General features: G+C 51.0%; 24 protein-coding genes and 1 pseudogene. 13 read left to right on the top strand and 12 right to left on the bottom strand.

Features of this window, described 5'->3' with window-relative positions:
• Positions 1-12: 12 nt before the first annotated feature.
• Complete coding sequence (locus AOY24_RS04835; RefSeq protein WP_043000524.1) at positions 13-1,476, bottom strand: GGDEF domain-containing protein; 1,464 nt, start codon at positions 1,474-1,476, stop codon at positions 13-15.
• A 581-nt stretch (positions 1,477-2,057) separates the two neighbouring features.
• Here AOY24_RS04835 and AOY24_RS04840 point away from each other — a divergent pair.
• The 4 genes from AOY24_RS04840 (at position 2,058) to AOY24_RS04855 (ending at position 4,299) form a co-directional block, all read left to right on the top strand.
• Positions 2,058-2,240: a general stress protein gene (locus tag AOY24_RS04840; RefSeq protein WP_044257720.1), complete on the top strand. Its 183-nt coding sequence runs from the start codon at positions 2,058-2,060 to the stop codon at positions 2,238-2,240.
• Positions 2,241-2,328: 88 nt separating this feature from the next.
• Positions 2,329-2,829: a ferritin-like domain-containing protein gene (locus tag AOY24_RS04845; RefSeq protein ID WP_044267182.1), complete on the top strand. Its 501-nt coding sequence runs from the start codon at positions 2,329-2,331 to the stop codon at positions 2,827-2,829.
• Positions 2,830-2,893: 64 nt separating this feature from the next.
• Positions 2,894-3,400: a ferritin-like domain-containing protein gene (locus tag AOY24_RS04850; protein WP_043000521.1), complete on the top strand. Its 507-nt coding sequence runs from the start codon at positions 2,894-2,896 to the stop codon at positions 3,398-3,400.
• A 20-nt stretch (positions 3,401-3,420) separates the two neighbouring features.
• Positions 3,421-4,299: a manganese catalase family protein gene (locus tag AOY24_RS04855; protein WP_054176247.1), complete on the top strand. Its 879-nt coding sequence runs from the start codon at positions 3,421-3,423 to the stop codon at positions 4,297-4,299.
• Positions 4,300-4,373: 74 nt separating this feature from the next.
• Here AOY24_RS04855 and ompW read toward each other — a convergent pair whose 3' ends face one another.
• Positions 4,374-5,012 carry an outer membrane protein OmpW gene (gene ompW / locus AOY24_RS04860; RefSeq protein ID WP_054176248.1) on the bottom strand — a complete coding sequence of 213 codons (639 nt, stop codon included), beginning with the start codon at positions 5,010-5,012 and terminating at the stop codon, positions 4,374-4,376.
• A 251-nt stretch (positions 5,013-5,263) separates the two neighbouring features.
• Here ompW and AOY24_RS24755 point away from each other — a divergent pair.
• From AOY24_RS24755 to yciA, 5 genes and pseudogenes are all read left to right on the top strand, one after another.
• A pseudogene (locus AOY24_RS24755) lies at positions 5,264-5,341 on the top strand (YkgJ family cysteine cluster protein); the annotation flags it as partial.
• 28 nt (positions 5,342-5,369) lie between these two features.
• Positions 5,370-6,113 (top strand): YciC family protein, encoded by a 744-nt coding sequence (locus AOY24_RS04865; protein WP_044257714.1) that lies wholly within the window; start codon positions 5,370-5,372, stop codon positions 6,111-6,113.
• 55 nt (positions 6,114-6,168) lie between these two features.
• Entirely contained in the window at positions 6,169-6,708 is a 540-nt protein-coding gene (locus AOY24_RS04870; RefSeq protein WP_043000517.1) for a septation protein A, read from the top strand.
• 175 nt (positions 6,709-6,883) lie between these two features.
• Complete coding sequence (locus AOY24_RS04875; protein ID WP_054176249.1) at positions 6,884-9,070, top strand: TonB-dependent siderophore receptor; 2,187 nt, start codon at positions 6,884-6,886, stop codon at positions 9,068-9,070.
• Positions 9,071-9,169: 99 nt separating this feature from the next.
• Positions 9,170-9,568: an acyl-CoA thioester hydrolase YciA gene (gene yciA, locus AOY24_RS04880; protein ID WP_043000515.1), complete on the top strand. Its 399-nt coding sequence runs from the start codon at positions 9,170-9,172 to the stop codon at positions 9,566-9,568.
• Positions 9,569-9,616: 48 nt separating this feature from the next.
• Here the strand turns inward: yciA and tonB are convergent, their stop codons facing one another.
• Complete coding sequence (gene tonB, locus AOY24_RS04885; RefSeq protein ID WP_054176350.1) at positions 9,617-10,333, bottom strand: TonB system transport protein TonB; 717 nt, start codon at positions 10,331-10,333, stop codon at positions 9,617-9,619.
• A gap of 212 nt (positions 10,334-10,545) precedes the next feature.
• Here tonB and AOY24_RS04890 point away from each other — a divergent pair, with 212 nt between their 5' ends.
• Complete coding sequence (locus tag AOY24_RS04890; RefSeq protein ID WP_043000514.1) at positions 10,546-10,842, top strand: YciI family protein; 297 nt, start codon at positions 10,546-10,548, stop codon at positions 10,840-10,842.
• Between the two features lie 41 nt (positions 10,843-10,883).
• On the opposite strand, the gene AOY24_RS24760 is transcribed toward AOY24_RS04890, so the two are convergent.
• Positions 10,884-11,057, bottom strand: a complete 174-nt coding sequence (locus tag AOY24_RS24760) for a YciY family protein (protein ID WP_086512586.1) — start codon at positions 11,055-11,057, stop codon at positions 10,884-10,886.
• Positions 11,058-11,198: 141 nt separating this feature from the next.
• Between AOY24_RS24760 and cls the strand changes: the two genes are divergently transcribed.
• Positions 11,199-12,659: a cardiolipin synthase gene (gene cls / locus AOY24_RS04895; RefSeq protein WP_043000513.1), complete on the top strand. Its 1,461-nt coding sequence runs from the start codon at positions 11,199-11,201 to the stop codon at positions 12,657-12,659.
• Positions 12,660-12,693: 34 nt separating this feature from the next.
• On the top strand, positions 12,694-13,023 hold the full coding sequence (locus AOY24_RS04900) for an HI1450 family dsDNA-mimic protein (protein WP_043000512.1): 330 nt from the start codon (positions 12,694-12,696) through the stop codon (positions 13,021-13,023).
• Positions 13,024-13,058: 35 nt separating this feature from the next.
• On the opposite strand, the gene AOY24_RS04905 is transcribed toward AOY24_RS04900, so the two are convergent.
• From AOY24_RS04905 to ychE, 7 genes are all read right to left on the bottom strand, one after another.
• Positions 13,059-13,895 (bottom strand): ion transporter, encoded by an 837-nt coding sequence (locus tag AOY24_RS04905; RefSeq protein ID WP_043000511.1) that lies wholly within the window; start codon positions 13,893-13,895, stop codon positions 13,059-13,061.
• 47 nt (positions 13,896-13,942) lie between these two features.
• Positions 13,943-14,947, bottom strand: a complete 1,005-nt coding sequence (oppF, locus tag AOY24_RS04910) for a murein tripeptide/oligopeptide ABC transporter ATP-binding protein OppF (RefSeq protein WP_043000510.1) — start codon at positions 14,945-14,947, stop codon at positions 13,943-13,945.
• A complete protein-coding gene (gene oppD / locus AOY24_RS04915) occupies positions 14,944-15,957 on the bottom strand; it encodes a murein tripeptide/oligopeptide ABC transporter ATP-binding protein OppD (protein ID WP_043000509.1) in 1,014 nt (337 codons plus the stop codon). The genes oppF and oppD overlap by 4 nt, the downstream gene beginning before the upstream one ends.
• 11 nt (positions 15,958-15,968) lie before the next feature.
• The gene (gene oppC, locus AOY24_RS04920; protein WP_044267192.1) at positions 15,969-16,877 is read right to left on the bottom strand and encodes an oligopeptide ABC transporter permease OppC; all 909 of its coding nucleotides are present in this window, start codon (positions 16,875-16,877) and stop codon (positions 15,969-15,971) included.
• 14 nt (positions 16,878-16,891) lie between these two features.
• Positions 16,892-17,812: an oligopeptide ABC transporter permease OppB gene (oppB, locus tag AOY24_RS04925; RefSeq protein ID WP_043000507.1), complete on the bottom strand. Its 921-nt coding sequence runs from the start codon at positions 17,810-17,812 to the stop codon at positions 16,892-16,894.
• A gap of 119 nt (positions 17,813-17,931) precedes the next feature.
• Positions 17,932-19,560: an oligopeptide ABC transporter substrate-binding protein OppA gene (gene oppA, locus AOY24_RS04930; RefSeq protein WP_043000506.1), complete on the bottom strand. Its 1,629-nt coding sequence runs from the start codon at positions 19,558-19,560 to the stop codon at positions 17,932-17,934.
• A 752-nt stretch (positions 19,561-20,312) separates the two neighbouring features.
• Complete coding sequence (gene ychE / locus AOY24_RS04935) at positions 20,313-20,960, bottom strand: NAAT family transporter YchE (protein WP_043000505.1); 648 nt, start codon at positions 20,958-20,960, stop codon at positions 20,313-20,315.
• Positions 20,961-21,436: 476 nt separating this feature from the next.
• On the opposite strand from ychE, the gene adhE reads away from it, so the two are divergent.
• Positions 21,437-24,112, top strand: a complete 2,676-nt coding sequence (gene adhE / locus AOY24_RS04940; protein WP_043000504.1) for a bifunctional acetaldehyde-CoA/alcohol dehydrogenase — start codon at positions 21,437-21,439, stop codon at positions 24,110-24,112.
• 140 nt (positions 24,113-24,252) lie between these two features.
• Here adhE and tdk read toward each other — a convergent pair whose 3' ends face one another.
• Entirely contained in the window at positions 24,253-24,870 is a 618-nt protein-coding gene (tdk, locus tag AOY24_RS04945; protein ID WP_054176250.1) for a thymidine kinase, read from the bottom strand.
• Between the last annotated feature and the right edge of the window lie 242 nt (positions 24,871-25,112).

A 25,112-nucleotide genomic window follows, 5' to 3' on the forward strand; every position in this document is an offset into this window, starting at 1 on the left:
CTGGCGGTCCCATTATTTAGCCTGCTTCATTTTGTACATCTCGCCATCTGCATACTGAATGGCATCATCAATGCCCTCAGTCACTTCGGCTACGCCCCATGAGATGGAAAGCGGCACCTGCGTCTCCTTCACGAGAAACTGATACTCATTGATTTGCTGGGTGATACGTTCCGCGATGGCGACCGCATCGCTCGTTTTCGCCTTATACAGCACAATCACGAACTCATCTCCCCCGGTGCGAATCACCAGATCGTCACTGGTGCGGGTATTGGACAACATCCGGTTGGCAATAATCTGTAGCGCTCTGTCCCCGGCAACGTGTCCCCAGGTGTCGTTAATTGCTTTGAATTTATTGCAATCAACCAACACCACCGAACTGTCAGAGAGATCCCGCCGCTTGATGATGTCGAGAATTTTACGGTTGAAACAGCCCGTCAACGAGTCGATGTAGACTTTCAGATCGCTCTCATTTAGCCAGGATTTTAACCCCATCATGATCAGTACAAAGAAGAACGGTGCCATCAGGATCAGCAACCCCGCCTGGGTGTCATGCATCGCAAACCCACTGAGCGAGATAGCGTAGTGAATGACATATTTCTCAGAGAGCACTTTGAAGGCAATTTCCGGACGCTTTTTACATTCCCCCCACAGACAAAGCGACTGCTGATTCAAAGTATTCACCAGCGAAACGTTCAGCCCATGCGGCACCTGTCCATCAAAGGCGTCGCGTAATGCCTCCTGAAGTTCCGGCTTCGCATGATCGTAAACCAGATAGCCAAGGATATGGTCGGAAATCTCAGTACGCGAGAGGTCATAAATATAACTCACGACGCTAAAGGCTTTCTCATCCGTGATTTTATCGTTATAAAAATCAGTGGAGCTTAAGGCCTTCGTTTTGACACTCTTTTCCAACAGGCGGGTATAAAAATCGACGGGAGGTAAAAAGAAGTCGGAGATATTCTGCGCCATTTGCGACGTACGATAATTAAACGCTTTGGTGTCAGTCGGCGTAAACCAGTAAAAATAGCTCGCATCCTCGGCAATAACGTAGCGATGAGCATCGAAATTTCCGGGGTTAAGCGCATTCACCCTACCGCGAATAAACTCAGCGGCGGTATACATGCACAGTGCGTTCAACGTCGGTTCACGCGCCACCATCGCGCCCGATGCGGAGTGAATGCGTTTCCTGTCGGCGTTAATTCCCCAGACCCTTCCACGAGGGAGAAATAGTGACATGGCACCACACTGATCGGCGGCTTTGATCTGCCGGTAGCGCACGCCGGTCGCATCCGCGATCATTTCATTATCATTGAAGATATCAAGCATCCGCGTTTGCAGGCGGTTCATTCCTTCATTGACTGCTGCCAGTCGCTGCTCATAAATAATAAACAAGAAAAGTGATGTAAATAGCAGCGTGGTTAGCGCTGAAATAATAAGTGCCTGTCTGTTTCTTAAACTGTCCTGCACGATTTTCACTAAGGCACCCTGAGCATCAACACGCTGTTAACACTACGTTATTCGATTTTAAGAAGGCAGTACAGGTCTCACGGGAGAATCTCGCCCTTCTGTCAGACGACTTGTGAGTAGAACCGCCCCGCTACAAATAATTTTAGTCTACCTGCGCCGCTTTACGTGGTGCGCAAACACTCAGCGTTAGCCTGTCATCAGGCTGAAAGAGCGGTTTTGATGCCTGCGTCCTCTGGGTTGTAGCACAGATCTGCGACCAGGAATATTCTTAAAGAGACAGTCTTATGATTATTTACAATGTCAGCCCATCCACATAAATGTAAATTTACGTCAATTACATTAACAGTATTAATATAACCACACATTATGATACCATGAGTTATTAATAGAATAGTGAATTATAAGGCGTTAAGTCGCTCATTTCTAAAGGGCTACATTATTATTTTCTGATGGCTGCACCACATTATATTTCCCCCTCGTGACAAATCCGTAACAATTTGACTATCCCGGGATAGCGACTAATTTTAGAAAGGTACCGACACCGGTCACAAATTAACATTTATGTTTACCAACGAAACAGGAGAAATAACATGGCCGAACATCGTGGTGGTTCTGGAAATTTCGCCGAGAATCGTGAAAAAGCATCAGAAGCGGGCCGTAAAGGTGGCCAACATAGCGGCGGAAATTTTAAAAACGATCCGCAACGTGCTTCTGAAGCAGGTAAAAAAGGCGGCCAAAACAGCCGTGGCGGAAATAAATCCGACAAATCGTAGACATCCTTTTTTTTTATAATTTTTAAGATTTATCGTTTACGAACGCTGCGAGTCTTTCGACTCGCAGTATCATCCCAGGAGAATAGAGATGAATATTAAAACTGTTGAAGATGTTTTTATCCACCTGCTTTCAGACACCTACAGCGCAGAAAAACAATTGACTCGGGCGCTATCGAAATTAGCCAGAGCTGCCTCCAGTGAAAAATTAAGTCAGGCATTTCAGTCCCACCTTGAAGAGACCCAAGGGCAAATTGAACGTATTGATCAGATCGTTGAATCCGAAGCGGGTATTAAAGTAAAACGCATGAAGTGTGTGGCGATGGAAGGTCTGATCGAAGAGGCCAACGAGGTCATTGAGAGCACCGAGAAAAACGAAGTGCGTGACGCTGCGCTTATTGCCGCCGCACAGAAAGTTGAGCACTATGAGATTGCCAGCTACGGCACCCTTGCCACTCTCGCAGAACAACTGGGCTATCGTAAAGCAGTGAAACTGCTGAATGAAACCCTGGAAGAAGAGAAAGCAACCGATATTAAACTGACCGATTTAGCCATCGGCAACGTGAATAAGAAAGCGCAAAATAAATCCTGAATTATTTTTACCCTGGTTATTAAATATCCGCTTTTAATTAATTCATTCCCAGAGGACATTACAAATGAATGCTATCGAACATTATCATGACTGGCTTCGTGACGCCCATGCTATGGAAAAACAAGCCGAATCGATGCTGGAATCAATGGCGGGTCGTATCGATAACTATCCTGATCTACGCTCGAGAATTGAGCAACATATTAGCGAAACCAAACATCAAATTACGATTCTGGAAGAGATCCTCGACCGCAATAATATCTCACGTTCTGTCATTAAAGATTCGATGAGTAAAATGGCGGCGCTGGGACAATCCATTGGTGGTATTTTTCCATCTGATGAAATCGTAAAAGGTTCGATCAGCGGTTATGTTTTTGAACAATTCGAAATTGCCTGCTATACCTCCCTGCTTGCTGCGGCGCAAAAAGCAGGCGATACCGCCTCAATTCCGGCTATTGAATCTATTCTCAATGAAGAGAAACAAATGGCTGACTGGCTGATTAAGCATATTCCGCAAACGACGGAACAATTTTTACTGCGCTCGGAAACTGACGGCGTAGAAGCCAAAAAATAACAAATACATCAGGAGGCATAATGTTTCGACACGTTAAGCAACTTCAATATACGGTGCGAGTCAGCGAGCCTAACCCTGGTTTAGCGAATCTTTTGCTGGAGCAATTTGGCGGCCCACAGGGCGAACTGGCTGCGGCATGTCGTTACTTCACTCAGGGCCTGGGTGATGATGATGCTGGACGCAAAGAGATGCTGATGGACATTGCGACCGAAGAACTGAGTCACCTTGAAATCATCGGCTCCCTTGTCGGGATGCTGAATAAAGGGGCCAAAGGCGCATTGGCTGAGGGGACGGAAAATGAAGCAGAACTGTACCGATCCTTAACGGCAAATGGGAATGACAGCCATATCACCTCGCTGCTGTATGGCGGCGGTCCGGCCCTCACTAACTCCGCCGGTGTGCCCTGGACTGCGGCGTATATCGATACGATTGGCGAAGTGACAGCCGATTTACGCTCCAATATCGCGGCTGAAGCACGCGCTAAAATCATCTACGAACGCCTGATCAACGTAACGGACGATCCCGGTGTTAAGGATGCACTGGCATTTTTGATGACGCGCGAAGCGGCACACCAGCTCTCCTTTGAAAAGGCGCTCTACTCTATTCGTAATAATTTTCCGCCGGGCAAATTGCCGCCGGTCGAGCAATACTCGAATGTGTATTACAACATGTCGCAAGGCGACGATCCGCGTGGAAGCTGGAACAGCGATGACTATTTCGATTATGTTGCCGATCCGCAGCCTGCCGTGGATGGCGGAGATGGCCTGGCGACCGTCAAACTGACCAAAGAGCAACAGGCGATGGTCAAAGCCATGGCGAAAAGGACCCAGTCCGATCCGAACGCAGACCCATTAACCGGCGCTGAGCTGGGTGATGGCGAACCAAAGGACAAAGCATAAGCAGATATAGCGATAAAACCGTGTGTGTCATGTCCCTGTTGACCCCGTAAATACGGGGTCTTTTTTTAGGCCAATCAGAAACGGTAACCGGCAGAGAACATAAATACCCACGGGTCGAGGCGGATATCGTCGTGCTGCTTAACGCCGCCGAGTTTGTAGTCTGCGGTGGTATCGATATCCATGTACCAGACTGACATGTTAATCAGCCAGTCACGGTTGATCAGATAGTCCATACCGACCTGACCTGCTGCCCCCCAGGAGTCTTTAAGACTCAAATCGGAAACGCCGGTCTCTTCGCCATTCTTATTAACATCAGTATTAAAGAAGGTCGTGTAATTAAGACCAACCCCAACATAAGGACGCAGTTTGCTGCTGGAATCACCGAAATACCACTGCGCCATCAGGGTTGGCGGCAGGTGATGAACGGTGGCGATATCACCGGTCGCCTGCGTGCCTACTTTATGGCGGAATGGCGTTGCCGCCAGCAGTTCAACACCGATGTTATCGGTCGCCATATAAGTGAATGTCAAACCTAACTGCGTGTTGTTACTGACATTAAAGCCGCCTAAATGGCCTAACGTTCCATCCGCACCTTCCGTCGGTCTTACCGTCGCCGAACCGGCACGAATAAAGAACTCGCCAGCTTCATGCGCGTAAACGCTGCCAGAGAGAAGTGTACATACTGCCAACGCCGCCACTGTTAATTTTTTCATATCCGCTCCATCGTTATGGTTATAAATACGTTACAAATATACCTACATTGGAGTAATAAGTGATCTCTCCAGGGTCACATTCGACTATCAAATTCAATGTTTGTTGATCCAGATTAAAGTAGAAGTGGTATTGAAAATACAATTATTGGAATCAGATCAATTTTTAATATTTCCATGATGAATACATTTCTTGCGTTTTTTGCGTTTGTTAAAACTGACTCCCCGTAGATTTGTTGAGCAAATTACTCTGGCTTTACAAAGATATGCTTTTCCATACACCCCTTGATGCTGCCACTGCGCAGTTATCCAGGGTACAATTGCATGCTTAACAACACCTGCAGAACTCAAGGAGAGTGCATGTCTATCACGGCGAAATCTGTATACCGTGACACCGGGAATTTTTTCCGTAATCAATTTTTAACCATCCTGCTGATCTCGCTGCTGTGTGCGTTCATCACGGTGGTATTAGGGCATGCCTTCTCACCCAGCGATGCGCAGATTGCGCAACTGAGTGAAGGGGATCATCTTGAAGGAAGTGTAGGCTTGTTCGAACTGGTGCAAAACATGACGCCGGAGCAGCAGCAGATCCTGTTGCGCGCCTCGGCAGCGTCTACCTTTTCAGGACTGATTGGTAATGCCGTCCTGGCCGGTGGCGTTCTGCTGATGATTCAGTTAATTTCAGCCGGTCATCGCGTCAGCGCCCTGCGCGCGATCGGTGCCAGTGCGCCGATCCTGCCGCGTCTGTTCATCCTGATTTTACTGACGACCCTGCTGGTACAGCTCGGGATTATGCTGGTCGTGGTACCAGGCATCCTGTTGGCAATCCTGCTGGCGCTTGCGCCGATTATGCTGGTTCAGGATAAAATGGGTGTATTCGCCGCAATGCGCAACAGTATGCGTCTGGCGTGGTCTAATATGCGACTGGTCGCCCCGGCTGTGATGGGCTGGCTGCTGGCAAAAACGCTACTGTTGCTGTTTGCCTCCAGCTTTGCTGCGCTTGACCCTAACGTTGGCGCCGTTATCGCGAATACGTTGAGCAATCTGATCTCCGCCATATTGCTCATCTACCTGTTCCGTCTGTATATGTTGATTCGCCAATAACCCTGTCTGCGTCGCCGGCAGTAATGCCCGACGCGTTTGATTACGGAATCGAAGAATGAAGCAGTTTCTTGATTTTTTACCGCTGGTTGTCTTCTTTGTTTTTTACAAAGTGTACGACATCTATGCGGCCACCTCGGCGCTCATTGTCGCAACGGCTATCGTGCTCATCTACAGCTGGGTTCGCTATCGCAAAGTTGAAAAAATGGCGCTGATCACCTTTGTTCTGGTGGCCGTGTTCGGCGGACTAACCCTCTTCTTCCATAACGATGAATTTATTAAATGGAAGGTGACGGTGATTTACGGCCTGTTTGCCGGTGCGCTTCTGGTAAGCCAGTGGATCATGAAAAAGCCGCTGATCCAGCGCATGCTGGGTAAAGAACTGACGCTACCACAGCCGGTCTGGTCTAAGCTCAACCTCGCGTGGGCCATCTTCTTTATTCTGTGTGGGCTTGCCAATATCTACATCGCCTTCTGGCTACCGCAAAATATCTGGGTGAACTTTAAGGTATTCGGCCTCACCGCCTTGACGCTGATCTTTACCCTGTTGAGTGGTGTTTATATCTATCGCCATCTCCCGCAAGAAGACAAATCGTAAATGCTCATCCAACCAGGCCCATGGGCCTGGTTTTGCTTTCTGCACAATCCCTGCCGTACTCGCCCTAAATTGCCTGAATGGTGAAGATATTATGGAGATTGCCTTCACAACATTGAAATGAGAATAATTATCATTGATATTCCGTATCGAATTTTTACAATTGGGATGTCAGTTGATGAATACGATAACTAAAATTTCTCCACGCCCTCTGGCGCTTTTGATTGCCACAGCATTAAGCGGAAATGCATTCGCCGCAGACGACGTTCTGAACGACGGTGAAACGATGGTCGTCCAGGCCACCGCCGAAGAAGCTCTCAAGCAACAACCCGGTGTTTCTATTATCACCGCCAAAGACATTGAAAAATCCCCACCGGTCAACGACCTCTCCGATATTATTCGCACCATGCCCGGTGTGAACCTGACGGGCAACAGCGCCAGCGGCAGTCGGGGAAATAACCGTCAGATTGATATTCGCGGCATGGGTCCGGAAAACACGCTGATCCTGATTGACGGCGTACCGGTCACCTCGCGAAACTCGGTGCGCTATAGCTGGCGCGGGGAGCGTGATACCCGTGGTGACACAAACTGGGTACCGGCAGAGATGGTCGAGCGTATTGAGGTGCTGCGCGGCCCGGCAGCGGCACGTTACGGTTCCGGCGCGGCGGGTGGCGTCGTAAATATCATCACTAAACGGCCAACGAACGACTGGCATGGCTCGCTGTCTCTTTATACCAACCAGCCCGAGAACAGCAAAGAAGGTGCCACCAGGCGAGCGAACGTCAATCTGAGCGGCCCGCTCATTGACGATGTTCTCACCATGCGTTTGTATGGCAACATCAACAAAACTGACGCCGATGCGGCGGATATCAATACCCGGCAAAATGGATCCTATGCCGCAGGGCACGAAGGGGTGCGCAATAAAGACATCAACGCCCTGCTCTCCTGGAAACTGACGCCACAGCAAATTGTCGATTTTGACTACAGCTACAGTCGTCAGGGCAATATCTATGCCGGGGATACCCAGTATAGCAACGCCAACGTCAGTCCTGACGGGCTGGTCAGTACCCTTTACGGCGATGAAACCAACCGGATGTATCGTCAGTCGTGGGGGCTGACGCATAACGGCATCTGGGACTGGGGACAGTCTACATTCGGCGTCTACTACGAAAAAACCAACAATACCCGGATGCAGGAAGGCTCGACCGGTAAAGTGGAAGGGATGATCAATAACACCGAATACGCCACCAGCCGCCTGGAATCTTATCGTTCTTCCGGAGAACTCAACATCCCTGTCTTCTGGCTGGTTGATCAAACCCTGACGCTGGGTGCGGAGTGGAACCGTGACGAACTCAACGATCCGGCGTCTATGCAGGCCACCAGCGCATCCGGCGTGCAGATTGGCAATGTCTCCGGTGACGCCTCCAGTCGCAGCACCCAAAATAGCGCCACGCTCACCGGTATCTATCTGGAAGATAATATCGAAGCGCGGCCTGGCACGGATATTATTCCGGGGATCCGTTTTGACTATCACGACGAATTTGGCAGCAACTGGAGCCCCAGTCTGAATATGTCGCAGGAACTGGGCGATCTGTTTAAGCTGAAAGCCGGGATTGCGCGCGTCTTTAAAGCGCCAAACCTGTATCAGTCCAGCGAGGGATATTTGCTCTCCACGCGCGGCAACGGGTGTCCGAATACTATCGCCACCGGCAGTTGTTATCTGCTGGGTAATCCGGATCTGGACCCGGAAATCAGTATTAACAAAGAGATCGGCCTGGAATTTAATTACGCTGGGTGGGATGCGGGAATCACCTGGTTCCGTAATGACTATAAGAATAAAATCGTCGCCGGGACCGATATTATCGGTTACGCCTCCAACGGAAATAACATCCTGCAATGGGAAAATGGTGGCAAAGCGATTGTCGAAGGTCTGGAAGGTAACGTGGTGATCCCGCTGGTGCCGGAAACGTTAAGCTGGCGCACAAACGCGACGTATATGATCAAATCAGAGAACAAGGACACCGGTAACCCGCTCTCCGTGATCCCGAAATACACCATTAATACCCTGCTCGACTGGCAGGTGAACGACAAGCTTTCCACGCAGCTACAGTGGACGCAGTACGGTCGACAAAAACCGCGCGAGTATGCTGAAACGCGCAACGAAACGGGTGCCATGTCGGATAAGGAGATGGGTGCCTACGCGGTTGTCGGACTTGGCGCTAATTACCAGATGACGAAAAACCTGCGCCTGAATGCCGGGATCAGTAACCTCTTCGACAAGCGGATCTATCGTGAAAACGATGGCGCCTCAACCTACAACGAACCCGGACGCGCTTACTATGCGGGCGTAACGATGTCATTCTAATCACCCAAACGCCCGTCTCGCGGGCGTTTCCCCTCTGTTCTCCATGCTAAAATCATAGTAGCATCGCGCCTGAAATTTTTTTCTACAGTCGGTTTTACAATGACAACAACAACTCACGCCCCGCAGGGCGAACTGGTTTTACGCACACTGGCTATGCCTGCCGATACCAATGCCAACGGTGATATTTTTGGCGGCTGGCTGATGTCGCAGATGGATATTGGCGGTGCTATTCAGGCCAAAGAGATTGCCCATGGTCGCGTGGTGACCGTCCGTGTGGAAGGAATGAGCTTTCTGCGTCCGGTTGCCGTCGGCGATGTGGTATGTTGCTACGCCCGTTGTGTGAAGCGCGGAACCACTTCCGTCAGCATCAATATTGAAGTCTGGGTCAAGAAAGTGGCGTCAGAGCCAATTGGCCAGCGCTACAAAGCGACAGAGGCACTGTTTATCTACGTCGCGGTAGATCCAGACGGTAAACCCCGCCCGCTACCGGTAGAATAAATACAAAAAAGCCTCCATTACGGAGGCTTTTACGTTATCACCAGATGATCATTCGATTTGCGTGGTGCCGTTCAGACGGAAGACGATATTCACGACCAGCCCTGAACCCGGTTTACCGGCTTCATAGCGCCATCTGCGCATCGCATTCTTCACTTCACGTTCAAACATGTTAGCCGGTTGCGCTGACACGATTTGTACGTTGTCCACCCGGCCATCGGACGTAACATCAAACTTCACTTTTACCCGCCCCTCAATGCGTAATGCCTGAGCGCGCGCAGGATACTGCGGCTGGTTACGCGTTAACGCACGTGGACCTGCCGGAACGCTCACTGTCGGCTTGCTGGTTGCCGGCGCAGTGCTGGTGGCCGGACGCGAAGGCGCGGTATTCTCAAACGGCGACGCCGGACGCGGCTCGGCAGGTTTGACATCACGCTTCGGCTGCTCCTGTACCTTTTTCACCGGTTTCGGTTTGGGCTTAGGTTTAGGCTTCGGTTTCTCGATAACAACCGGCACCTCTTTGGGCGGTTCGGGAATCGGTTCCGGCTCAGGTTCAGGCTCGACAACCGGTTCCGGCGGCGGCTGGACAGCCTGCGGCGGTTCCAGGTCGGCTGGCGAAACCATCGTTACGGAGATGGGCTGCGCAGGGGCAGGCAATTCAATAACCTGATGTACCGAGGTATACAAGAGTCCCGCCACTAAAGCGCCATGAATGCCGACAGAAAGTAGCGTCGGCCAGGGAAAGCGACGAGGTAAATCAAGGGTCATTGAAGTCATAATCGTTTCAGTTGAAAAACCAGGCCCCAATTTTAAATGCAAATAGCAATCATATTCAATAAGCCATCGCCATAAGCGCCATTTTTCTCCTAAAAATTCCCTGACAATTGTACGGCCTTAACAAGGCTGTCATCTTTGCGTTGCAGTAAAGAGGCCTTTCAAATAACGTATTTAGCACTTTTACCGAACAAGGAGCCCTATCCGTGCTTTATGTCATCTACGCGCAAGATAACCCGAATTCACTTGAAAAGCGTCTTTCCGTCCGCCCCGCGCATCTGGCACGACTACAGTTGCTTCACGACGAAGGACGTCTCCTGACTGCAGGCCCCATGCCAGCGGTAGATAGTAACGATCCCGGTGCGGCAGGTTTTACCGGCTCCACGGTGATTGCTGAATTTGACTCACTGGAAGAGGCGCAATCCTGGGCCGAGGCTGACCCGTATGTTGCCGCCGGGGTTTACGCGCAGGTTTCAGTGAAACCCTTTAAGAAGACGTTCTGAAAGACGTGTTCATTGGGCACCGCATGCGGTGCCCTGTTCACTCAGAGGCTATGGATCGCAAACAGCAGCGAATTACGTTGCTGATTCAGGACACATTTTCTGATTGAGTGGATCCGCATATTCCGACGCGACTGTCCTTCAAGCCAACGCGCTTTACGGCGACTGGCCTGACGCAGCATCCGCCAGCGTCCCACTTCCGTTCTACTCCGCTTCATGATACCTACTCTTACAGTGCAAGAATGGGCATTATACCCCCCACAGACAGGCAGGCTAGCGCTTTTGCCGTGTTTTTATTTGCCAGATTTATCATGACGCGTAAACTCATAACAATACGCTTTCAAAAGGATTTTTAATCTATGACAACCTTCTACACGGTGGTGAGTTGGCTGGTCATTCTGGGCTACTGGGTGCTCATTGCCGGTGTAACATTACGTATTTTAATGAAACGTCGCGCGGTTCCTTCTGCGATGGCCTGGCTGCTGATCATTTATATTCTGCCGTTGGTCGGAATTATTGCTTATTTATCCTTCGGGGAACTGCATCTGGGCAAGCGTCGGGCAGAACGCGCTCGCGCAATGTGGCCATCCACCGCAAAGTGGCTGAACGATCTTAAAGCCTGCAAACATATCTTTGCCGAAGAGAACAGCAGCGTCGCCGCTTCGCTGTTCAAACTCTGTGAGCGTCGCCAGGGCATCGCGGGGGTTAAAGGCAACCAACTCCAGTTGCTCACCGATTCTGACGATGTGATGCAGGCGCTGATCCGCGATATTCAGTTGGCACGACATAACATCGAAATGGTGTTCTATATCTGGCAACCTGGCGGTATGGCGGATCAGGTGGCGGAATCCCTGATGGCTGCCGCACGACGCGGGATCCATTGCCGACTCATGCTGGACTCTGCCGGTAGCGTCGCTTTCTTCCGCAGCCCCTGGGCGGCGATGATGCGCAACGCCGGTATCGAAGTGGTCGAAGCGCTGAAGGTTAACCTGTTCCGTGTGTTCCTGCGCCGCATGGACCTGCGTCAGCACCGCAAGATGGTGATGATTGATAACTATATTGCTTATACCGGCAGCATGAATATGGTGGATCCGCGCTTTTTCAAACAGGATGCGGGCGTCGGTCAGTGGGTGGATCTGATGGCGCGAATGGAAGGTCCGGTGGCAACCGCAATGGGCATCGTCTATTCCTGCGACTGGGAGATTGAAACCGGCAAACGCATTCTGCCTCCGCCGCCGGACGTCAACATAATGCCGTTCGAAGAGGCCAGCGGACACACAATTCATACCATCGCTTCCGGCCCAGGCTTTCCGGAAGATCTGATACACCAGGCGCTGCTGACGGCGGCTTACTCGGCGCGTGAGTATTTAATTATGACCACCCCCTACTTCGTGCCGAGCGACGATTTGCTGCATGCCATCTGTACAGCGGCGCAGCGCGGTGTGGACGTCAGTATTATTCTGCCACGCAAGAACGATTCACTCCTGGTTGGCTGGGCCAGCCGCGCCTTCTTTACCGAGCTGTTGGCGGCCGGGGTGAAAATTTATCAGTTCGAAGGCGGTCTGTTGCATACCAAGAGCGTACTGGTCGATGGTGAACTCAGTCTGGTCGGGACCGTGAATCTGGATATGCGCAGTCTGTGGCTGAATTTTGAGATCACGCTGGTGATTGATGACGTCGGATTCGGCGGCGATCTGGCGGCTGTGCAGGACGATTATATCTCCCGTTCTCGCCTGCTGGACGCGAATTTGTGGCTAAAACGCCCGCTCTGGCAGCGGATCACCGAGCGACTGTTTTACTTCTTCAGTCCGTTGCTGTAAAACGTGCCCAAGAGACGGTAAACAGGTAGTCACTATGGATATGGATCTGAACAATCGCCTGACTGAAGACGAAACGCTTGAGCAGGCTTACGATATTTTTCTCGAACTGGCGGCCGATAACCTCGACCCGGCGGACATTATTCTGTTCAACCTGCAGTTTGAGGAGCGCGGCGGCGCGGAGTTATTTGACCCGTCAGAAGACTGGCAGGATCACGTGGATTATGACCTGAACCCGGACTTCTTTGCCGAAGTGGTGATTGGTCTGGCAGACAGTGAAGACGGCGAGATCAACGATATTTTTGCCCGCGTGTTGCTGTGTCGCGAAAAAAATCACAAGCTCTGCCATATTCTCTGGCGCGAATAATCAAAGACAAGAGCCGCAATCGCGGCTCTTTTTATTTAGTCCGGCAATTTACTGCCGCAGTGGTTACAAAATTTCGCGCTATGTTCATGCTGGCTCTGCTGGCACTGTGGGCATTGGCGCTGTTGATTCCGCTTTTGAAACGCCATGCTCATATGCGTGGTGATCAACCCAGTAGGAATGGCAATCACTGAATAGCCAATCAAAATCAGGACTGATGCCACAATCCGCCCCAATGGCGTATGTGGCGAAATATCGCCATACCCAACCGTCGTGACGGTCACAATCGCCCAGTAGACCGACGCATTCAGCGTGGTGAATCCATATTCCGGTCCTTCGATGAGATACATCAGCGTGCCGAAAATAATCATCAAAATGCCGATAAACGAATAAAACAGAATCAGTTGATGCCGGGCACTCATAATCGCCCGCCAGAATACCCGTAATGAAGGCATAAAACGCAACAGCTTAAGGATCCGCAGGATACGAATGGCCCGCATAGCCCGCCAGGCAAAAACGTAATTGAGGCTGATTTCCGGCCACAGCCACATCACATACAACGGCAGAATAGTCGCTAAATCAATTAAGCCCCAGAAGCTGAAGACATATTTCGCCGGATTCGGCCAGCTCACTAAACGCAGCAAATATTCCAGCGTAAAGACCAGCGTGATGATGAGTTCAAGCCAGACAAAAATATGCCACTCATCAAGCGTCAGGTGATATTGCGTGCCAAGGCCCGATTCAATAAAAATAACCAGCACGCTCAACAGCGCGAACAGAGCACATAACCCCTCGCCCCGTCGCCCTGAGCGGGTGTTCAGATCGAACAAGCGGTGATAAATCTGCCTGCGAAGCGATGACAAGGAAAACGACACGATAACCTCTGCGAAAAGAAGGGCTGACAGTTTGTCAGCCCTTGCGATTATAGCGGGTCTACTTTAAGGCAGGAAACCGCATGCCGGAAACTGCCTTCCAGTACCGGACGCGTTTTCGCACACTCCGGGCCGGCTATCGGACAACGGGTACGGAATACACAGCCTGACGGCGGGTTAATCGGTGACGGCAATTCCCCTTCCAGTAGCTGAATCGTCTTGTTCTTTTCCAGATCGGGATCGGGAATCGGTACCGCCGACATCAGCGCTTTAGTGTAGGGATGCAGTGGGTTGTGATAGACCTCGTCATAGGTCCCCAGTTCCACGGCATGACCCAGATACATCACCAGCACGCGATCAGAGATATGTTTTACGACCGCCAGGTCATGGGCGATGAAGATCAGCGACAGCCCCATTTCCCGCTGAAGCTGCTGCAAGAGGTTGACGACCTGCGCCTGAATTGACACGTCCAACGCGGAGACCGGCTCATCGCAGATGATCAGCTTCGGCTCCAGAATCAACGCCCGGGCAATCCCGATACGCTGGCACTGACCGCCCGAAAACTCATGCGGATAGCGGTTAATCAGGTTTGGCAGTAAGCCCACCTTCATCATCATCGCTTTCACCCGATCGCGCACTTCCTGACGCGGTAATTTCGGATGATAGGTCCGCAGCGGTTCAGCGATGATTTCACCAATGGTCATGCGAGGGTTCAGCGATGCCAGCGGATCCTGGAAAATCATCTGAATATCACTGCGAACGTCCCGCCATTCATCGGGGTTCATCCCCAGCAGGTCTTTACCCAACCATGCCACCCGACCATCGGTCGCTTTTACCAGCCCGATAATGGCCCGGGCAAAGGTCGACTTCCCGCAGCCGGATTCGCCAACGACCCCCAGCGTCTCTCCTTCATACAGCCGCAGCGTCACGCCATCGACTGCCTTCAGCGTTTTTGAGGGCTGCCAGAACCACTGCTTGCCATCTTTAATGTCGAAATGCACCTTCAGATCGGCGATTTCCAGGAGGACTTTACGTTTTTCATCTACAGCGTTCATGCCAGATCCTCCACCGGTTTAAAGCAGGCGCGCAGGCGACCTGGACTGAACTCCTCCAGCGGCGGAGTGGTGCTACAAATCTCCATCGCATGCGGACAGCGCGGCTGGAACGGACAGCCTTTCGGCAGACGCAGTAAGTTGGGCGGGTTCCCCGGAATCGTCAGCATCTCGTCACCTTCGCCATCCAGACGCGGCACCGCATTGAGAAGACCTATCGAATAAGGATGAACGGGCTGATAAAAGACATCGCGGGCATTACCGTATTCCATCGTCCGACCGGCATACATCACCAGCACTTTATCGCAAATCCCGGCCACCACCCCAAGATCGTGGGTAATCATGATGATGGCGGTGTTGAATTCACGCTTCAGTTCATTGAGAAGCGTCATGATTTGCGCCTGCACGGTAACATCCAGGGCGGTCGTCGGTTCGTCGGCAATCAGTAACTTCGGCCGGCACAGCAGCGCCATTGCGATCATCACGCGCTGACGCATACCGCCGGAAAATTCATGCGGGAACATTTTCATCCGCTTACGCGCTTCCGGCATTTTGACCGCATCCAGCATTCTGACCGACTCTTCAAACGCCTCCGCTTTGCTCATGCTTTTATGCAGCATCAGCACTTCCATCAGTTGCTCCCCGACACGCATGTAGGGATTCAGCGAGGTCATCGGGTCCTGAAAAATCATCGAGATTTGCTCGGCGCGCAGCTTATTCAGTTCGTGCTCCGGCAGATTGAGGATCTCGCGGCCGCTAAACGTCGCCGAACCGCCTATCCGACCATTCGCGGCCAGCAGCCCCATCAACGCAAACGCGGTCTGTGATTTACCTGAACCAGACTCACCGACGATGCCGAGGGTTTCTCCGGCGCGCAGCGTAAAGTTCAAATCATTCACCGCGGTGACATCACCGTCCGGGGTACTGAACGTCACACGAAGATCTTTTACGTCCAGCAGTGCGTTAGCCCTTTGCTGCGCGAACGGCACGCCTGCAGTTTCAATTACGCTCATGGCTGCACTCCTTAACGGTCTTTCGGGTCGAGGGCATCACGCAAGCCATCGCCAATAAAGTTAAAACAGAACAACGTCACCACCAGAAAAGCGGCCGGGAACAGCAGTAGCCACGGCGACACTTCCATCGAGTTGGCGCCATCGCTCAGCAACGCGCCCCAACTGCTCAGCGGCTCCTGTGTCCCCAGCCCCAGGAAGCTGAGGAACGATTCGAACAGGATCATGCTTGGCACCAGTAAGGATGCGTACACCACCACCACGCCCAGCACGTTAGGCACAATATGACGCAGGACGATGTTACCGGTCGACACGCCGCCCACCTGCGCGGCTTCAATAAATTCTTTCCGCTTCAGGCTCAGGGTTTGCCCGCGCACAATACGCGCCATATCCAGCCAGGAAACCATCCCGATCGCCACAAAAATCAGCAGAATATTTTGCCCGAAGAAGGTGACCAGCAGGATAACGAAGAACATAAACGGGAAGGAGTTGAGGATTTCCAGCAGGCGCATCATCACCGAGTCGATTTTGCCGCCCAGATAGCCTGAAAGCGAGCCGTACAGCGTCCCCACGACCACCGCAACGAGCGCGGCCGCGATGCCGACCATCAGCGAGATCCGCCCGCCAATCGCCACGCGCACCAGCAGGTCGCGTCCAGAGGAGTCGGTACCAAAATAGTGACCAGACTCGCTATCCGGCGCGCTGGACATCATGCCCCAGTCGGTATCGAAGTAGGTGAACTGCGACAGCATCGGTGCCAGCGTCACGAACAGCGCAATCATCACCAACACGATCAGACTGGCAACCGCAGCGCGGTTATGCATAAAACGACGGCGAGCATCCTGCCACAGGCTGCGCCCCTCGACCTCCAGCTTCTCACTGAAATTCTCCAGCGCTTCGCTGTTTTTCTTACCTAACATCATCGCGAGCTCCAGTATCAGTATCGAATTTTCGGGTCGATGACGGCATAGAGCACGTCAACAATCGCATTAAAGACAATGGTCAATGTCCCCACGAGGATCGTCAGACTGAGAACCAGCGAGTAATCGCGGTTCAGCGCGCCGTTAACAAACAGCTGACCAATCCCCGGCAAACCATAGATTGTCTCAATGACCATTGAACCTGTGATAATCCCGACAAATGCCGGTCCCATATAGGAGAGCACCGGGAGTAACGCCGGTTTCAACGCATGGCGGAAAATAATACGGCGCATCGGCAGCCCTTTCGCTCGCGCGGTGCGAATGAAGTTTGAGTGCAGCACTTCAATCATTGAGCCACGGGTGATACGCGCAATACTGGCAATATAGGCCAGTGATAACGCCACCATCGGCAGGATCATAAATTTCAGCGCCCCGCCATTCCAGCCGCCACCCGGCAGCCATTTGAGGGTGATCGCAAATATCATGACCAGCAGAGGCGCGACCACAAAGCTCGGTATGACCACCCCGGTCATCGCCACCCCCATGACCGCATAGTCCCATCGCGTGTTTTGCTTCAACGCGGCAATTACGCCAGCGCTCACCCCGAGGATCACGGCCAGAAAAAAGGCGGCAAGGCCCAGTTTCGCCGATACCGGAAAACTCGAAGCGACCAGGTCGTTAACCGTATAATCTTTGTATTTAAAAGAAGGACCGAAATCACCGTGCGCCAGTTGCTTCAGATAGCTGAAATACTGGGTCATGATAGGGTCGTTAAGATGGTATTTCGCTTCAATGTTTGCCAGAACTTCTGCCGGCAGCGCGCGTTCGCCGGTGAAGGGGCTTCCCGGCGCAAGACGCATCATAAAGAACGAAATGGTAATAAGAATAAACAGCGTCGGAATTGCTTCCAGACAGCGGCGTAGAATAAATTTCAACATTGCCCGTACCTTCTGGCGTGTGCCTTTACACCTCTTCACGCAGAACCGCTAATGAGAGGTGTTGAGAGTCGACGAAAAAAGACACTGTGGGGCAACGTCTGCTGCCCCACCCTTTGCCATTAATGCTTGATAATATACAAATCTTTGACGTGGATATTATCCATCGGGTCTTTACCGGTATAACCACCCACCCACGGTTTCACCAGACGGGCGTTGACGTAGTAGAACACCGGCACAATCGCAGAATCTTTATCAAGCTGCTGCTCGGCTTTGCCGTAAAGCTCAGTACGCTGCTCTTCATTCGTTGCTTTCAGCGCATCGGCAAGGATCTTGTCAAACGCCGGGCTCTTATAATGCGTCGTGTTGTTTGAGCTGTCAGACAACACCATGTTCAGGAAGGAAGTCGGTTCGTTGTAATCCGCACACCAGGCCGCACGAGAAACATCATAGTTGCCCTGATGACGCGTATCGAGGAAGGTTTTCCATTCCTGGTTTTCCAGCTTGACGTTCACACCTAAGTTTTTCTTCCAGATGGACGCCGCGGCGATAGCCAGTTTCTTGTGCAGATCGGACGTGTTATACAGCAGGTTGAAGGTCAACGGTTTATCAGCGGTATATCCGGCTTCGGCCAGTAATTTTTTCGCTTCTTCGTTACGTTTTTCCTGCGTCCAGCCAAACCATTCTGGTTCAGCCAGTTTTGCGCCGTCAGTATACGGAGGCGTGAAGCTGTATGCCGGCAGGTCGCCCTGGTTTTTCACTTTATTAACGATAATATCGCGGTCCAGCGCCAGCTTAAGCGCGGTACGCACGCGGACATCCGTAAACGGTGCTTTCTGGTTATTGATTTCGTAATAGTAGGTGCACAGATACGGGTCAACGTGAACTTCGTTCGGGATCTCTTTTTTCAGTTTCTGGAACAGTTCAATCGGCATGTTGTTATAGGTCATGTCGATTTCACCACTGCGGTAACGGTTAACGTCTGTCACCTCTGATGCGATCGGCAGGTACGTCACCTGATTAATGACCGTTTTGGCGTTGTCCCAGTAATTAGGATTGCGCTCGAGCACGATATGCTCGTTAACCACCCAGTCTTTCAGCTTATACGCACCGTTGGTGATGATATTGGCTGGCTGAGTCCACTTCTCACCGTATTTTTCAACGGCGGCTTTAGGAACCGGGGAAACGGATGAGTGCACCAGCAGTTTGTAGAAATAAGGTACAGGCTCGCTGAGGGTCACTTCAAAGGTATTATCATCAATGGCTTTAACGCCAAGATCGGTTGGCGGTTTCTTGCCGGCAACGATGTCATCAATATTGACAATATGACCATACTGCAGATAACTGGCGTACGGGGATGCGGTATTCGGATTCGCCAGACGTTGCCAGCTGTAAACAAAATCGTGGGCCGTCACCGGTGAGCCATCGGACCATTTTGCATCTTTGCGCAGATGGAATGTCCAGACTTTAAAATCTTTATTTTCCCATTTCTCAGCCACGCCCGGAGACGGTTTACCGTCGACGTCACTGATGATTAAGCCTTCAAACAGATCGCGGCTGATATTGGATTCCGGCACCCCTTCGATTTTATGCGGATCGAGAGACTGAACTTCCGAACCATTATTTCGCACCAGCGTCTGCTTTTCCGCCAGTTGCACACCTGCGGGGACGACGGCAGCTGTCGCGACATTTCCGGCGATGAGCGCAGTTAAAATTCCTGCCGCCACTAAACTTTTCTTCGTGTTGGTCATTGTGTTTGTACTCCCTCATTATAATTACTGGTTTTATCACCAGCCTGTTAATCCCGTCAGGGATCTCTGATCAGCTTCGGAGACTTTCAGCTGCCAGGTCGTTTACTGCCTGCTATCACCGACTTTATTTATTCTGGCGATTCGTTTGATCACCTTACGTCGATTCGTTATGCACCTCCCCTGTCAGGGGGCGCATGAATAGTGGCCAGACTGCTTAGTTGATATTTATTCTCATCAACAAGCAATCCGCTGCAATATGAACTGTCGGAAAGTAACAAAAGCATTTATTAACCGCCAATACAATTTACAGATTTGTTAAGCAATTCTCTTTTAGAGAAAAAATTGCGTTCCGGCGGAACGTTCCGAAACAAGCAAAATAACAACAATCGCTTAGCAATCAATCAATTATTGATACCCCATTCGTCTGAGACCCTTGATCTCTGCAAAAGGCGTATAAATATACAAAAATTTAACAATTGGTTATTTTTTAGCACATTCATCTGCGAGTTCATTGAATTAACTAATATCATCTCAATTATCCTTCAGCAAGCCCCGGATTGTGATGTGAGCAAAATAACAATGCAGAGCCTCGCAAAGGGATTAAAAAGACTGTTAAATCAAGGGACTTAATACCGACAGAGGCATCAGTGATTCCCGGTAGGCGGGACTGAAAGTAAGAAAGGTGACGAGACGGGATGATAAAAAAGACGGAGCCGTGAACAGCTCCGTGGGATATTTCATCTGAAAGCGAATTAGCTTAAAAGTCCTGGAAATATGGCCTTAATACCGGTGACAATAAACTCGATGCCCAGCGCCATTAAGAGTAGCCCCATAATTCGGGTAATCACGTTAATACCCGTTTGGCCCAGAACACGCACCAACCACGGTGCCATGCGGAAGAGTCCCCAACAGCACAGGGCAAAAAGCGCAATCGCCACAAAGAAGCCAAGCAGGTACATCACACTGTGATAACGCGTTCCCCACACAATGGTTGAACTGATCGCGCCGGGGCCTGCCATCAGCGGCAGCGCCAGGGGAACCACACCTACACTTTCACGGATCGCCGTTTCTGATTTTTCCTGCTTGTTCTGCTTATCCTCACCCAGTTTGCCGCTAATCATCGACATCGCAATGGTGACCACAAGGATCCCGCCGGCGATACGAAACGAATCAATTGAGATACCGAACAGTTGCAGAATGCCGTCGCCGAGGAATAGCGAGGTCCACAGAATGATCGCAACGGACAGGTTAGCAGTGAGGTTCGTTTTGTTGCGCGCCGCCGCTGTCTGGTAGCTGGTCATACTGATGAAGACAGGAATAATCCCAACCGGGTTCACTAACGCGAACAACCCGATGAAAAATTTAAAATAAACAGGAAAATCAAACAGCGTTTGGATCACGGTTAGCTCCGAAGCGTTAGCCGTATAAAGTAAGTTAAAATAACCGGGTAAAAACCGTGCTGAAGATACGCCTTTTCACAGCACATTTCACCAGGGCAAACGTAAAATTGCTACCATTCCTGAGTGTTACTAATATGTTTTAATTATGATAATTTGAAACCTATTCACCACTACAATTACACAACACTTAGTGTTTAGGGCTAAAACAGCCTGCTGAAAGGTGTCAGCTTTGCTAAATCTTGATCCAGATCACGTAATCGCTACTCAGAAGTGAGTAACCTTGCTTACGCCACCTGGAAGTAACGCGTTAGAGTTAGATGACGCTGACGCATAAGCTCTTTTAGTAAATCAGAGCAAACTGAACGTTAAGTAACCAATTGATTTTCTGGCTGTTATACAAACTAACGCCCGCTGTCTATACTCACGTATCGAGCAGATGATTTACTAAAAAAGTTTAACATTATCAGGAGAGCATTATGGCTGTTACTAATGTCGCTGAACTTAACGCACTCGTCGAGCGCGTCAAAAAAGCCCAGCGTGAATATGCCAGTTTCACTCAAGAACAAGTTGATAAAATCTTCCGCGCCGCCGCTCTGGCTGCTGCAGATGCTCGAATTCCTCTCGCGAAGATGGCCGTTGCCGAATCCGGTATGGGTATCGTCGAAGATAAAGTGATTAAAAACCACTTTGCTTCTGAATACATCTATAACGCTTACAAAGATGAAAAAACCTGCGGCGTGCTGTCTGAAGACGACACCTTCGGGACCATCACCATTGCTGAACCAATTGGTATCATCTGCGGTATCGTACCAACCACTAACCCAACCTCTACGGCAATCTTTAAGTCTCTGATTAGCCTGAAAACCCGTAACGCGATCATCTTTTCTCCGCATCCGCGTGCAAAAGATGCTACCAACAAAGCGGCCGATATCGTACTGCAGGCTGCTATCGCTGCCGGTGCGCCGAAAGATCTGATTGGCTGGATCGATCAACCTTCCGTTGAACTGTCTAACGCACTGATGCACCACCCGGATATCAACCTGATTCTGGCGACCGGTGGTCCGGGCATGGTTAAAGCCGCATATAGCTCCGGTAAACCCGCTATCGGTGTGGGCGCAGGTAACACGCCAGTGGTTATTGATGAAACCGCTGATATCAAACGTGCAGTCGCCTCTGTACTGATGTCCAAAACCTTCGACAACGGCGTTATCTGTGCTTCTGAACAGTCTGTTGTTGTGGTTGATTCCGTTTACGATGCCGTTCGCGAACGTTTCGCCAGCCACGGCGGCTACATGCTGCAAGGCAAAGAACTGAAAGCGGTTCAGGACGTGATCCTGAAAAATGGCGCGCTGAACGCCGCTATCGTAGGTCAGCCTGCGTACAAAATCGCTGAACTGGCAGGTTTCACTGTGCCAGAAACCACTAAGATCCTGATCGGTGAAGTGAAAGTGGTTGATGAGAGCGAACCGTTCGCTCACGAAAAACTGTCCCCGACGCTGGCGATGTACCGTGCGAAAGATTTTGAAGACGCGGTCATTAAAGCGGAGAAACTGGTGGCGATGGGCGGTATCGGTCATACCTCTTGCCTGTACACCGACCAGGACAACCAGCCGGAGCGCGTGGCTTACTTCGGTCAGATGATGAAAACCGCACGTATCCTGATCAACACCCCGGCATCTCAGGGTGGTATCGGTGACCTGTATAACTTCAAACTCGCACCTTCCCTGACTCTGGGTTGTGGTTCCTGGGGTGGTAACTCCATCTCTGAAAACGTTGGTCCGAAACACCTGATCAACAAGAAAACCGTTGCTAAGCGAGCTGAAAACATGTTGTGGCACAAACTTCCGAAATCTATCTACTTCCGCCGTGGCTCACTGCCAATCGCGCTGGATGAAGTGATTACTGATGGCCACAAACGTGCGCTCATCGTGACTGACCGCTTCCTGTTCAACAACGGTTATGCAGACCAGATCACCTCTGTGCTGAAAGCGGCTGGCGTTGAAACTGAAGTGTTCTTTGAAGTGGAAGCGGACCCGACGCTCTCTGTTGTCCGTAAAGGTGCAGAGCTGGCAAACTCCTTCAAACCTGACGTGATCATTGCGCTGGGTGGCGGTTCCCCGATGGACGCCGCGAAAATCATGTGGGTGATGTACGAACATCCGGAAACTCACTTCGAAGAACTGGCGTTGCGCTTTATGGACATCCGTAAACGTATCTACAAGTTCCCGAAAATGGGTGTCAAAGCGAAAATGATTGCGGTCACCACCACTTCTGGTACCGGTTCTGAAGTAACTCCGTTTGCGGTTGTTACTGACGATGCGACCGGTCAGAAATACCCGCTGGCTGACTACGCCCTGACCCCGGATATGGCAATTGTCGATGCTAACCTGGTCATGGACATGCCTAAGTCCCTGTGTGCCTTCGGTGGTCTGGATGCCGTCACTCACGCCCTGGAAGCTTACGTTTCCGTACTGGCTTCTGAGTTCTCTGATGGTCAGGCACTGCAAGCGCTGAAACTGCTGAAAGAAAACCTGCCGGCGTCTTACAACGAAGGGTCTAAAAACCCGGTCGCCCGTGAACGTGTTCACAGTGCAGCCACTATCGCCGGTATCGCGTTTGCGAACGCCTTCCTCGGCGTGTGTCACTCCATGGCGCACAAACTGGGCTCACAGTTCCACATTCCGCATGGTCTGGCGAACGCCCTGTTGATCAGCAACGTTATTCGCTACAACGCGAACGACAACCCGACCAAACAGACTGCCTTCAGCCAGTATGACCGTCCGCAGGCACGCCGTCGTTATGCTGAAATCGCAGACCATCTGGGTCTGAGCGCACCGGGCGACCGTACTGCTGCGAAGATTGAGAAACTGCTGGCATGGCTGGAAAGCCTGAAAGCTGAACTGGGTATTCCGAAGTCAATCCGTGAAGCAGGCGTTCAGGAAGCTGACTTCCTGGCTCACGTTGACAAGCTGTCTGAAGATGCATTCGATGACCAGTGCACCGGCGCTAACCCGCGCTACCCGCTGATCTCCGAACTGAAACAGATCCTGCTGGATACCTTCTACGGTCGTGAGTTCTCTGAAGGCACCCCAGCGGCGAAAGAAGTTGCCGCTGCTCCGAAAGCAGAGAAAAAAGCAAAGAAATCTGCGTAATTCTCGCTGAACTGTTACAACGTAAAAGCGGCCTCTGATGAGGCCGCTTTTTTTGTCTCCGAACTCCGTCTCTGTTGTTGCCCCACGGTCGGGTCTGTAAACGGTTCAGCGCGTCGCTAAGCGTTTATCAGTAGGTAAAATTAGTCGTGGCTATGGCGTTCCTGTATCGCCGTCAGAGAGCCCTCCGCCAGCGCTTCCTTATAATGCTTACGACAGACCGAGACATACCGCTCGTTGCCGCCAATAACTACCTGCTCGCCTTCATTGTAGGGTCTGCCCGCCTGATCAAGACGCAACACCATACTTGCTTTACGCCCGCAGAAGCAGATCGTTTTTAATTCCACCAGCTTATCTGACCACGCCAACAGGTATTGGCTACCCACAAACAGTTCACCGCGAAAATCAGTGCGTAATCCGTAGCACAACACCGGAATATCCAGTTGATCAACAACTTCCGATAATTCATAAACCTGCTGCCGGGTTAAAAACTGACATTCATCCACCAGCACGCAATGAATAGGTTGACGCGCATTATCGGCTGCAATCTCTTCATACAACGATGAATTCTGGTTAAACAATTTGGCGGGAGAAGACAACCCGATACGCGAACTCACTTTCCCCGCACCATAACGATCGTCTATTTCCGCGGTATATACGACAGTACGCATCCCGCGTTCCTGGTAATTGTATGAAGATTGCAGTAAGGCTGTCGACTTACCTGCATTCATTGCTGAATAGTAGAAATATAGCTGTGCCATCGGCCACAGACCCTCACCAAAGTGAAATAAAGACGGGGCGCAGTGTAGCATAATTTCAATCGTTATCGGTGCCAGGTTCTGTTCTCGTTGGCTATATCTTCCGCCTCCCCCTCCCGGCGCGAGAAAAATCTGTAGGGCCGAATGTACGGAAAATACGAATTAACAATTGAACAAACAATGCGCGGCGGCTCCCATTCTTGTCGAAATGTGCGTTTGATATTCATCAACGCTGCTTATCAACG

The organism is Citrobacter sp. CtB7.12 (assembly GCF_001297795.1).
Taxonomy (GTDB): Bacteria; Pseudomonadota; Gammaproteobacteria; order Enterobacterales; family Enterobacteriaceae; genus Citrobacter_A; species Citrobacter_A amalonaticus.

What these genes read in the sequence shown, in the direction of transcription:
- AOY24_RS04840 (WP_044257720.1), top strand. Translation starts at nt 2,058, where the DNA reads ATGGCCGAACATCGTGGTGGTTCTGGAAATTTCGCCGAGAATCGTGAA.
- AOY24_RS04845 (WP_044267182.1), top strand. Translation starts at nt 2,329, where the DNA reads ATGAATATTAAAACTGTTGAAGATGTTTTTATCCACCTGCTTTCAGAC.
- AOY24_RS04850 (WP_043000521.1), top strand. Translation starts at nt 2,894, where the DNA reads ATGAATGCTATCGAACATTATCATGACTGGCTTCGTGACGCCCATGCT.
- AOY24_RS04855 (WP_054176247.1), top strand. Translation starts at nt 3,421, where the DNA reads ATGTTTCGACACGTTAAGCAACTTCAATATACGGTGCGAGTCAGCGAG.
- ompW (WP_054176248.1), bottom strand. Translation starts at nt 5,012, where the DNA reads ATGAAAAAATTAACAGTGGCGGCGTTGGCAGTATGTACACTTCTCTCT.
- AOY24_RS04865 (WP_044257714.1), top strand. Translation starts at nt 5,370, where the DNA reads ATGTCTATCACGGCGAAATCTGTATACCGTGACACCGGGAATTTTTTC.
- AOY24_RS04870 (WP_043000517.1), top strand. Translation starts at nt 6,169, where the DNA reads ATGAAGCAGTTTCTTGATTTTTTACCGCTGGTTGTCTTCTTTGTTTTT.
- AOY24_RS04875 (WP_054176249.1), top strand. Translation starts at nt 6,884, where the DNA reads ATGAATACGATAACTAAAATTTCTCCACGCCCTCTGGCGCTTTTGATT.
- yciA (WP_043000515.1), top strand. Translation starts at nt 9,170, where the DNA reads ATGACAACAACAACTCACGCCCCGCAGGGCGAACTGGTTTTACGCACA.
- tonB (WP_054176350.1), bottom strand. Translation starts at nt 10,333, where the DNA reads ATGACCCTTGATTTACCTCGTCGCTTTCCCTGGCCGACGCTACTTTCT.
- AOY24_RS24760 (WP_086512586.1), bottom strand. Translation starts at nt 11,057, where the DNA reads ATGAAGCGGAGTAGAACGGAAGTGGGACGCTGGCGGATGCTGCGTCAG.
- cls (WP_043000513.1), top strand. Translation starts at nt 11,199, where the DNA reads ATGACAACCTTCTACACGGTGGTGAGTTGGCTGGTCATTCTGGGCTAC.
- AOY24_RS04900 (WP_043000512.1), top strand. Translation starts at nt 12,694, where the DNA reads ATGGATATGGATCTGAACAATCGCCTGACTGAAGACGAAACGCTTGAG.
- oppF (WP_043000510.1), bottom strand. Translation starts at nt 14,947, where the DNA reads ATGAACGCTGTAGATGAAAAACGTAAAGTCCTCCTGGAAATCGCCGAT.
- oppD (WP_043000509.1), bottom strand. Translation starts at nt 15,957, where the DNA reads ATGAGCGTAATTGAAACTGCAGGCGTGCCGTTCGCGCAGCAAAGGGCT.
- oppC (WP_044267192.1), bottom strand. Translation starts at nt 16,877, where the DNA reads ATGATGTTAGGTAAGAAAAACAGCGAAGCGCTGGAGAATTTCAGTGAG.
- oppB (WP_043000507.1), bottom strand. Translation starts at nt 17,812, where the DNA reads ATGTTGAAATTTATTCTACGCCGCTGTCTGGAAGCAATTCCGACGCTG.
- oppA (WP_043000506.1), bottom strand. Translation starts at nt 19,560, where the DNA reads ATGACCAACACGAAGAAAAGTTTAGTGGCGGCAGGAATTTTAACTGCG.
- adhE (WP_043000504.1), top strand. Translation starts at nt 21,437, where the DNA reads ATGGCTGTTACTAATGTCGCTGAACTTAACGCACTCGTCGAGCGCGTC.
- tdk (WP_054176250.1), bottom strand. Translation starts at nt 24,870, where the DNA reads ATGGCACAGCTATATTTCTACTATTCAGCAATGAATGCAGGTAAGTCG.